Annotated in this window: 13 protein-coding genes; 7 read left to right on the top strand and 6 right to left on the bottom strand. The window is 66.7% G+C overall.

Features of this window, described 5'->3' with window-relative positions:
- Positions 1-239: 239 nt before the first annotated feature.
- Positions 240-449 (bottom strand): hypothetical protein, encoded by a 210-nt coding sequence (locus E0H73_RS42335; protein ID WP_131366394.1) that lies wholly within the window; start codon positions 447-449, stop codon positions 240-242.
- Between the two features lie 152 nt (positions 450-601).
- On the opposite strand from E0H73_RS42335, the gene E0H73_RS42340 reads away from it, so the two are divergent.
- Positions 602-1,171, top strand: coding sequence for a hypothetical protein (locus E0H73_RS42340; protein WP_131366396.1), 570 nt, complete (start codon positions 602-604; stop codon positions 1,169-1,171).
- A gap of 41 nt (positions 1,172-1,212) precedes the next feature.
- Here E0H73_RS42340 and E0H73_RS46330 read toward each other — a convergent pair whose 3' ends face one another.
- Entirely contained in the window at positions 1,213-1,350 is a 138-nt protein-coding gene (locus E0H73_RS46330) for a hypothetical protein (protein WP_165556104.1), read from the bottom strand.
- Between the two features lie 341 nt (positions 1,351-1,691).
- On the opposite strand from E0H73_RS46330, the gene E0H73_RS42345 reads away from it, so the two are divergent.
- From E0H73_RS42345 to E0H73_RS46335, 4 genes are all read left to right on the top strand, one after another.
- Positions 1,692-2,111, top strand: a complete 420-nt coding sequence (locus tag E0H73_RS42345; protein WP_131366398.1) for a hypothetical protein — start codon at positions 1,692-1,694, stop codon at positions 2,109-2,111.
- Between the two features lie 396 nt (positions 2,112-2,507).
- Complete coding sequence (locus E0H73_RS42350; protein ID WP_337590350.1) at positions 2,508-2,912, top strand: GAF and ANTAR domain-containing protein; 405 nt, start codon at positions 2,508-2,510, stop codon at positions 2,910-2,912.
- A gap of 943 nt (positions 2,913-3,855) precedes the next feature.
- The gene (locus E0H73_RS42355) at positions 3,856-4,446 is read left to right on the top strand and encodes a class I SAM-dependent methyltransferase (RefSeq protein ID WP_165556106.1); all 591 of its coding nucleotides are present in this window, start codon (positions 3,856-3,858) and stop codon (positions 4,444-4,446) included.
- The gene (locus E0H73_RS46335; RefSeq protein WP_165556108.1) at positions 4,437-4,580 is read left to right on the top strand and encodes a hypothetical protein; all 144 of its coding nucleotides are present in this window, start codon (positions 4,437-4,439) and stop codon (positions 4,578-4,580) included. Before E0H73_RS42355 ends, E0H73_RS46335 begins: the two co-directional genes overlap by 10 nt.
- Positions 4,581-4,742: 162 nt before the next feature.
- Here E0H73_RS46335 and E0H73_RS42360 read toward each other — a convergent pair whose 3' ends face one another.
- Together E0H73_RS42360 and E0H73_RS42365 are read right to left on the bottom strand one after the other, a co-directional pair.
- Complete coding sequence (locus E0H73_RS42360) at positions 4,743-5,225, bottom strand: ATP-dependent DNA ligase (RefSeq protein WP_131366401.1); 483 nt, start codon at positions 5,223-5,225, stop codon at positions 4,743-4,745.
- A gap of 323 nt (positions 5,226-5,548) precedes the next feature.
- The gene (locus tag E0H73_RS42365; RefSeq protein WP_131366403.1) at positions 5,549-6,028 is read right to left on the bottom strand and encodes a hypothetical protein; all 480 of its coding nucleotides are present in this window, start codon (positions 6,026-6,028) and stop codon (positions 5,549-5,551) included.
- Between the two features lie 110 nt (positions 6,029-6,138).
- Here E0H73_RS42365 and E0H73_RS42370 point away from each other — a divergent pair, with 110 nt between their 5' ends.
- Positions 6,139-6,357: a hypothetical protein gene (locus tag E0H73_RS42370; RefSeq protein ID WP_131366405.1), complete on the top strand. Its 219-nt coding sequence runs from the start codon at positions 6,139-6,141 to the stop codon at positions 6,355-6,357.
- Between the two features lie 293 nt (positions 6,358-6,650).
- On the opposite strand, the gene E0H73_RS42375 is transcribed toward E0H73_RS42370, so the two are convergent.
- Both E0H73_RS42375 and E0H73_RS42385 read right to left on the bottom strand, forming a co-directional pair.
- Positions 6,651-6,917 carry an ATP-dependent DNA ligase gene (locus E0H73_RS42375; protein WP_131366407.1) on the bottom strand — a complete coding sequence of 89 codons (267 nt, stop codon included), beginning with the start codon at positions 6,915-6,917 and terminating at the stop codon, positions 6,651-6,653.
- A 368-nt stretch (positions 6,918-7,285) separates the two neighbouring features.
- Positions 7,286-8,035, bottom strand: a complete 750-nt coding sequence (locus E0H73_RS42385) for a DUF4386 domain-containing protein (protein ID WP_131366409.1) — start codon at positions 8,033-8,035, stop codon at positions 7,286-7,288.
- A 404-nt stretch (positions 8,036-8,439) separates the two neighbouring features.
- On the opposite strand from E0H73_RS42385, the gene E0H73_RS42390 reads away from it, so the two are divergent.
- Positions 8,440-9,057 (top strand): GNAT family N-acetyltransferase, encoded by a 618-nt coding sequence (locus E0H73_RS42390; RefSeq protein WP_165556109.1) that lies wholly within the window; start codon positions 8,440-8,442, stop codon positions 9,055-9,057.
- Positions 9,058-9,432: the final 375 nt, after the last annotated feature.

Below are 9,432 nucleotides of genomic sequence, written 5' to 3' on the forward strand. Positions count from 1 at the left end.
GAACAAGGTCCAGTACATGGTCGACGGGCGACGAGGCTTCCAACAAGTCCTCGTCATCACCGACGACAACAAGACCGGCGACACGATCACCGTCACCGACCTACAAGGCGAAATCCTCATCGAGCACACCCGACCCACACCCGGCATCGCCTACGTCGGCAACGGCAGACCACCCGGACCACACACCGACAAACCCCGACTGTCACCGAAGTCCTGAGACATCACAGTGCGCCCGGCGATCACTCCATCGCGGTCAGACGCTGCTCCTCGGTGTCGAACCGCTTTCTGATCGCGGCGGCGTTGCGAGCCGCCTGGTTGAAGGCGCGCTCGAGGCGCCGGGTTTGTTTGCGCGCTTCGCGCAGCGTCTGGCGGATCTGCTCGAGTTGGACGTTGAGTCGGACAAGGTCGGCTTCGAGGTCGGCGATTCGATGCTGGTGCGCGTCGAGCACCTGGCCGGCTTGTTCATGCTCGGCCGCGGCCAGCGTGTAGTCCGCTTCTGCCTCGTCTCGGCGTTTCCGCTGGGCGGCTCGGCGCTGCTTGAGTGTGTGGTCGACCGGTGAGCGGCCCGTCTTTGCGGTAGGGCGCTGTGTGGTCGTCGAAGTTGGGCTTTGCGAGGCGGTGCGGCGCGGCGTACGACGCGCGGCCTGATGGGGGCGAGCTGGACCGGGTCGCCGTTCTCGTCGACCACGCCGAATCCGACGTGCCGCAGGGCGCTTGTCAGCTGTCCGGAGCGGAGCAGTTGCGCGGCCGCGGGGTCGACGAGTGCGGTGTCGAGGGTTTCGGTGAGTCGTTCCGTGGTTTGAGCTGTAAGGCGGCGACCGCCGGCGGCCTGGTCGCGCGCGACACCGACGAGGTTGCGGACCAGGTCGTGGCGTTGCCGGGTGAGTTCGCGTCGTCGGGTGCTGTCGGACGACAGGTAGGTCTCGTGCAGCTGTTCGCCGAGTTGGGTCAAGGCGTGGATGCCGTCGGGATCGGTGCGGACGAGCTGGTTGGCGAGCCAGGCCGACACCGTCGGCCTGCGCAGGGCCGCTACGGCAGTGGCAGTCTGGTGGTCGCCGGCATCGCGGGCCGCCTTGGCCAGCTGGTTCCGGGCGCCGATGAACTGCTCGGGTATCAACCCGTACAGCTCGACAATCGCGGCGTCGGTGGCCATTTGTCCACCATGCGTTGAGCGAGCCGGCGTCGGCAACGCGCGTCGCGTGGACCGCGCGGCTAGGCCTTCGGGTCCAGCGGCCGCAGATTGGCGGCGGCGAACCACCCCTCGACAGACTCCGGCCGGCGCAGGTCAGGCACATACACGACCCGCGCCTGCCACTCCCCCAACGAGGTACGACGCCACTCGAGAATCAACCCCCGGCCACGGACCCTGCTCGCGAGCCGTCCGCATCACCCAGCAATGCCGGCGCTGACCATCCGGCGGCGGCTCCCGCGGGTAGCGGCGATTGGCCCCCATCCCTTCAGACTAGAACACCAGTTCGAGTAATCACCGACGGCCCCAGCTGTCCTCGTGGCATCCGATGCGGTGCTCGCCTCACCCCTGCGCTGATGGGTACATGGCATGCGCACGTTGCCGCCCACGGACCGCGAACGGTGAGACGGCAGCTGCCGCTAGCCACGGTCCTGGGTTAGCGTTCAACCGCTCCCGGCCAGGTGTCCAAGGGAGCACTCCGCCCACCTTGGAAGGACTGCCTGTGCGCAAGAGGACCTTTGCCCTGACTTCGGCTGTAGCCCTGCTCCTCGGCTCCACCATCAATGCCGTGCCCGCCAACGCGACCGACAACAAATTCTGGGCTTGCGTCTGGGAGTCCTGCACGGGGTCATCGACGAGCGGCACCATCACCTGGCTCAACCGAACGGCAACACTGTCGGGCACCGTCTTCAAAGACGAGGGCGTCGATTATTCGGTGACGGCAATCTTCGACGCCTTCGCCGGCACCACGAAGGTCGACACCCAGACCCGGACGTCGCGAGGTACTGACCCCACCATGTCGATCGGCTTCACGATCGGCGACCCGGACCTGGTCGGAGGAATCGACCGCATCCGCGTACAGATCTGCGAGAACGACCTGACGCCGCCGTTCTGCGGAGTGCAGCAGAACTTCTGGAGGTAGATCGACCACTACACGCTCCAACTGAGCGCTGTGTTCGGCGCGGCAGGTGGGTCGCAGGCGTCGCGGTTGCACGTCTGCGGCCCGCCGGACGTGCTTGCTCGAACAGGTCGGCGTCGCCACGCGCGAACCGGCCACGGCGGAGGCATGATTGACGCTATGGAGGAGCCAGCTGGGGTGACGGGCCAGTAGCCGGACCGGGGCGAGACCGACCCGGGCGCGACCGAGGAAGCGGCCAGGTTCGCGCGCCTGGCGCTGAGCCTGCACGAGTCCGAAAATCTTGACGAGACCGCTCAGGCAGTGGTCGAGTTCGCACTGCAAGCGCTGCGCTGATCCCACGCCGGCCTCGCCCTGGCCACCCGCGGCCAGGCCGAGGTCCCGGCGGCCACGGATCCTGTCGTGGAAGAGATCTACCACTGGCAGCTGGCGCGCCAAGAAGGGCCGCTATTCGAGTCGATGCACCGGCACACCACGGTTCTGATCCGCGACACCGCGACCGAGCAACGCTGGCCCGACTGGGCGGCCAAGATGCTCTCGCTCGAAGTCCGCAGCGTCCTCGACGTACCGCTGACCACCGCGGCCGGAACGGTCGGCGTACTGGGTCTGTACAGCGCGACACCCGACGCATTCGGTACCGACGACCAAGCCATCGCCAAAATCCTGGCCCGGCACGCATCCATGGAGCGCTACAGCATCGACGAAGACTGCGCGTTCGAGGTATTGAAGCGCTACTCCCAAGACACCAACACCACACTGCGCGACGTCGCCCAGCAGCTGATCAACACCCGCCAACTCCCCCGCTGACCCGACTATCGGCCCAGTAGGCAGTGTGCCTCTTCGCGGTGGGCGGTCAGCCGCTGGGAGGGAGCCGACGACGCGGAGTGTGGGGCGCGCATCAAGGTCAACGGCTGACCGCACATTTATGCTCCACCTGTCCATACCACTCTCGCAAGCCGAAGGCGCCGTCGATCTGCACCCCCAGCGACCGGCCGGGCACCTAGAGCTCGCGTCATCTACGAACATCGGTACGGCCGGAAGATCCTCCGGGCGTAGATCGGCCCGGACCCGGACATAACGCATGCCATGGCGGACCTGCCCAGCCTGGGTCGCCGCGTCCGCGCTGACCTCGGCCACGACCGTCGGCTGGACCTTCACGAGCGGTTTCTTGCTGTCACGTCCGCCCCAGCGCTGCGAGCTGATCTCGTCGGGCCATGGGTGGCCGCGTTTGGCGGGCTCCAAGGCGGCGGCGAGCTGGGCCGACTGGTCCGGCTCTAGGGGAACGGTGCGACCGATGACCGTGAGCATGCCGTCGGCGTCGTACAGACCGGCGATCACGACCTCTGGTCGGGTGATCGAGCCGAGCACCCCGCCCACGATGACCTCGCGGGTTTCGGGGTGCTTGACCTTTCATCTGGGGCGTAATGCATGTTGCGCACTGTCGCGCTGAGGTGATTGGTCGGCTTGTGCGCGACACCTTCTCGGAGCTGAGTGGCTGGCAGCGGGCAGGTGTCCAGATTGGGCGTTCGTTCCCACAACAGCTCATGGAGCTGCGACGGCAGCTCGAGGAACGCACCAGGAGCTCGTCGCCGACCGGGCCGCCAACCGCGAGCTGATGACTCAGCTGAACACCAAACCGACATAGCCGCCCGCACCAGCCACGCACTGCGGCGCTCGAGGCCCAGCACCGGCCCGGGCGGACAGATGCTCGACCTCGCCGCGGCATGACTTGGGCTCTATCGTGGCGCTGGTGGACGAAGCCATCGCCGAGCAGATCGAGTACTACCGGGCGCGCGCCGGAGAGTACGACGAGTGGTGGGTCCGTCGAGGGCGGTATGCATTGCCACCCGAGCTAGAGCGGCAGTGGTTCCACGACGTCGCCCAAGCGGAGACAGCGTTGCGAGATTTCGCTCCGACAGGACGGGTGCTCGAGCTGGCATGCGGCACCGGGCTGTGGACCCGGCACCTGGTCGGACACGCCCAACACGTCACCGCCGTCGACGCCTCACCGGAGGTGATCGAGTACAACCGCGAACGACTCGCCGGGGCACGACTCAACATCGAATACATAGTGGCCGATCTGTTCGGCTGGCAACCCCCGCCAGCGGCGTATGACGTGGTGATGTTCACCTACTGGCTTTCGCACGTCCCCGACGATCGACTCGCAGAGTTCTGGTCCGGGGTCCGGTCTGCGCTGAAACCTGGCGGCCGAGTCTTCGTCATCGACAGCGCTGCCGGTGGAGTTCCAGCAGATGATCGGGCGGCTTGGCCTCGCCTCCGTCGTCCGGCGGGCGCCCGGAGCAGCGCCAGCTGGCCGACGGCCGCCAATTCATGGTGCTGAAGCGGTACTGGGGCGTCGACGAGCTCGAGTCCGACCTGCGCTCCCGCGGATGGAGCCCGACGGCGTACACGACCGACAACCAGATGATCCTGGTCGCAACCGCCACCGCCACCGGTCCTGAGCGGCCTGACTGACTGAGTCGCCATCGCGGCAGACTGCAGCAGCGCGGCTAATCCCACTTCGGCTCGATACCGCGACCCGCCCCGCCGCGCGTGCTTCCCGCAACTCCCCTCCGTCCGCGCGAGCTCAAGGTCCACCGATCCAGATAATCCCTGCTCGTGCACGACACCTGTCGCTCACCGCCACGACACCTTGAATCGGCGCCTGACCTCGGCAGCTGATGCTCCGGTCAACGACCGAGCACCCTTCATCCCAACAGAATTGACCTTCATCCAGGCGTCGCGGCGGCCCGGCGTGTAGCGGGTGGCGGTGCCCTTGACCACGAGCCCCTCCACGCCCATCGCGCCCGGTAGCACCTCGAACCATTCCCGGGCCTCGTCGGTGAGCGGGGTTAGTTGCAGCGGCGGGACCCAGCTCCGTGCGAGCTGCTCGAGGCGCTTCCGGCGGACGGTCCAGCGCTGGGTGCGCAGGTCCACTCCCCCGGTCGCGAGCAGATCGAACGCCGCGTAGGCCGCCGGCACCTGGGCGGCCTTGGCGCGGGCCCTTGCGGGGCTGGTCACCAGCCGCTGCTGGAGCGCATCGAAGCTCAGCCGTCCGTCCGCGCCGAGGATGACCAGCTCGCCGTTTATCTTGAGTCGAGCGCTCGATGCGAGCCGTATTACTGGTTGGGAGCCTCGTAGACATGTTCACGACGGCGTGGTTGCCGCCGCGCGGCGGATACTGATCTGGCTCCACCAGACCTCGTACAACCCGGCGAGCGCCAGGGTGGGCCCGGCGTCGGGGCGCGAACGGCTGCTTCAAGTTCTTGCCCGACTTGCCGGCCGCCTCGGTCGCGAGCCACTCGTAGAACGCATCGACCAGTGAGCTGTGCGGTCAGTTCACGTCCCGCGTCCGGGCCCGTGAGCTGGCGGACGATGGCGAAGTAGTTCCCGCCGCCGGCGGGAACTCAGAAAGGTCGCGGCGCTTCGCATCGGGCTCGGTCTCACCCGAGCTCGGCACAGACATCGTGCGCGATCCTGCCCCTGAACGAGTGAGCGGTAGTGGTTGGGTCGAACATCCACTGGCCCCGGGTAATGATCAGGAAGGTGTCTTCGGCGTTCACACTGACCGGCTGCCCGATCAGGGCAGTCCCGCGGAACACCTGAAGACCGGTCTGGGCGTCGACGAATGTCGGGCCGGACACGTTGTAGCTGCGCGACTCACCAGTTGCGAGGTTCGTCACCGTCACCGCGACCGCGCCCGTGATGATGAGATCTCCGTTCGGCGATCCGGGCCTGACCACTGCGGCGCTTTCGCCGGAGATGCGGAGCGGGAACGGGCAGTACTCGCCAGCGGACGACAGGATCTCGATCGGCTCGCCGTTGGGCACAGCTGGTGGCGCGGCCTGTGCTGGTTGGGCCGCGACAAGGCAGCTGGCCAGAGCGGCAGCTAGCAGCGCGACCGGACGCATGATGCGGAACATGATTTCCCCCTCTCGCCTGGCGTCACCCACGCCAGGGCACTTCGGCCAGCCTGGGCAGGTCTTGTGGAGCGAGTCAATGCCTCGAATGCGGCTGCGCGCAGATCGGCCTGGTGGCCGTCGCGGTCCTGAGCACCATCGCGCTGTGCGTGGTTGTGATCCTCTCGGTGATGCTGAAGGCCAGCGACCAGCGCGCGGACGGTTTCCGGGTGCTTCAGCAGCTCGGCCGGACGTTCGAAAGGATCGTCGGGAAGCTGGTTGACCTGTTCCGGCGTAAGCGCCGCGACGACGACCAAGACCAGGACGACGACCAGTGGACCGGCGTCGGCTGACCGAGACGCGGTGGGTCTCGACCAGTGCGGTCGGGGCCCTTCGGTGTACGGCGTCAGGCAGCGGTGAGCGCGAGGTGCACCGTGCCGTGGCTGCTGCCGATCGCCTCCGCGATCTTGCGCACGGGCAGGCCTCAGCGTGCACGACTCCTCGCCTGCATCGAGACCAGTCATTCGCTGCACCCGCCTGGCTCTCCCGCCGCTGGCGTAGACACCGCGAACCTAGAGCGTCCACAACACGAAACAGGGACCTCCATCGGCAAGTCGTCGACGTCTTGTACGACCCTCTGACGACCTCAGATAACACCGTCCAGCACGCAGTCGACGTCGACCTGCGTCGCGAGGGCGGCCTGGATGTCGTGGAACTTCGCGGTGAAGTCCTTGCCGTTACGCGACCACAGCCGCACCTCGCCGGCCACGCAGACCGCACCCGCCCGGAACCCGTCCCACTTCAACTCGAACCGTGCTCCGCCAGGTATACCGTGGTCGCCCGGCAGCTGCTCGACCGCCTTGGCGAGCTCCAGCTGTACCGGGCCAGCAAGGCCGGGCGACAAGTTGCCCATGGCCACAATGTCACCCGCGGGCAGCCCCGGCCGCAACCCCTAAGCGCAAGAGCCTGGCCGATCAGCTCGCAGGTTCGAGCCGGGTCTTCAGTCTGGCCATGTTGCGCTGCATCTCCTTGCGCGACTGCGGCGGCACCAAGACCTTGACGATTCCGTGACCGGTGAAGTCAAATCGATCGTCACCCGGGACGCGTTGCCGTCTTCGAGCGGGTCGACGGTGACCTGCACAATCGACCGGATCGGCCCGTCGACCGACGCGGACCGCCTAGGCGCGCGGCAGGTCTGCCCGCCCTGCGGATTCAGGCGCCGATTCGCGGTGAGGTGGCCTCCGTCTGCCACGAGTCTTTGAGGCTCGCTGTACAGGCCGGCTACGAGTTCGCGCCGGGTGAGACGGGTTCGCCGTCGACCCCAGCCAGCATCGGAGACGGCTTGAATCCCTTGACGATGAGGTAGATGCCGAACGACAACTCCCAGAAGAACTCTGGGATGGTCGCGATGCCCTGGACCGCTCCTCCGCGTTCGATGACGTCGAACATGACGAGAATTCCCGAGGCTGCGACCAGCGGGCCTCCGACGAGCCCTAGCATTGCCATGCGTCGTGGCACCAAACCGGACCGATACATCAGGTAGCCGAGGACAATGCCATTCGCGACGCCCGCGAAGAAGCCTGGCCCGATCAGGAATGCCCGATCGTAGATCGCGACGAAAGCGTGCCCGAGAGCGGCATCGGTGCCAGCGGTGCCTTCCTGTCGCATCAAGAGGAACGTCAGAAGGCTGACGATGCCGATGGCGATGAATGTGGCCTCCACGAGACGTGCTGCGACGTAGCCCAGTGCGAGGCTTTCGCTATAGCGCTTGAAGACGACGTACGGCACTACGGCGGTGCCGATATTGGCAATGATGACGATGAGTTCGAGGACGGCTCCCAAGGCCACGCTCGCGGTCGGGTCGGCGCCGGTGCCGGTGATGTAGTCGGGGTGGTCCCGAACCGGCGCGTACAGGATGAAGTACGCCGGGATCGAGGCGACGAAGGTGACCACCATCAGCCAACCCGTCAGAGTTGCAATCTTCCTTGCATACACCGCGTTGAATTCCTGGCGATCTCTGGCCGTGTCCATCTGAATCCCCACCCCCAATTGCTCTTGCGATGTTGCGACACAGGCAGCACAAGACTCCGGCGCACATATCCGCCGACGAAAACGCCCGACGCCCCACCCACATACGCTCCGTGCTGCTCACCATCCTCGGGAGAACAACCCGGGTCAACGTTGAACTTCATCGCCATGCCAGCGACCAGATCCGGGGTCGCAGGCCTGTCCCGGTAGCCATCGACCTCGGCTTTGCCGAGGCGTTTCCTGGTCGTACGCGCGGCCGCTGCAGGCCAGACGGCTCATGAAGCGCCCAGACGCTCGCGTCGTGCGCACCTACGAGCTCAATGTGGCCGCGGCGCCGAGCGCGATGCGTTACTGGCGCGCGTGGCAGAGTTGCCCAGGAACGCGCCGAACGAAAGGAGCCGATAGACGTGCGTGAAACGGATGCCGACATTCCGGTCGTGGTGCTCTCGGATGGCGTGGTCACTCTCCGCCCTTGGTCGAGAGATGACGCCGGGTTCATGACGGCAGCGTTCGCCGATCCAGCGATCCGACGCTACAACGGGGCCCACGACCGTCTCGGACGACCGGCGCCGCCGCTCTCGATCGAGGACGCTGAAGCGATCATTGACGAGTTCGCGGCGAGCTGGCGGGCGTTCGGCGCGGCCGAGCCACCATCTGGTGTTGCATTCGCGATCACGGACGCAGCCTCTGGTGGCCTGGTCGGCTGCTGCGGCGTCGATGAGTGGTCGAAGGCAGACGTAGCGCAGTTCGGCTACTGGATCGGGCCGAGAGCGCGCGGGCGCGGGTACGCGACTCGGGCGGTGGCTCTGCTCACAAGGTGGTTGTTTGAGCTCGGCGCAGCTCGCGCCTTCCTGACGGTCGAGGCGGACAATGAAGCGTCAGCTGCGGTGGCCCGCCGAGCAGGGTTCGTGCACGAGGGAACGATGCGCGCACACAGCGTGTGGCGGGGCGAGCGCATCGACGTGATGTGGTTCGCGGCGCTGCCGCACGAATGGACCACGCGCGAGCCGGACGAACCAGCGTGATGTGCAAGGCGATCGGAGCCGGGCCTGTCGAGTCCTTCGGCGAGGGCAACGAATCGGTCATGTACGCCATGGCCCGAAGGCAATGCCTGACCCCAGCCTGACCCCAGGCTGACCCCAACGACCTGCACCGGCGAGCGGCCATGGCTCCTGGTCGAATCCAGCCTGTCCTTGGACCTCCGCCAGCGCATCGAGACGTGGCTGGAACTCGAGGACACAGGGCGGGCGCCGACTGCATCGGCAAAACAGCGCGACCAGCCAGCGTCACTGCCACAGCTCGACAGCTGATATGGAGTGAGTTCTTGTCAAGTGGCAGGGTGAGGCGCCCGTCCCGGTTGCCGGGGCGGGCGCCTCGTGGCTTGGTCGGGGTTTTGGTCG

The organism is Kribbella pittospori (genome assembly GCF_004331465.1).
In the GTDB taxonomy this organism is placed as follows: Bacteria; Actinomycetota; Actinomycetes; order Propionibacteriales; family Kribbellaceae; genus Kribbella; species Kribbella pittospori.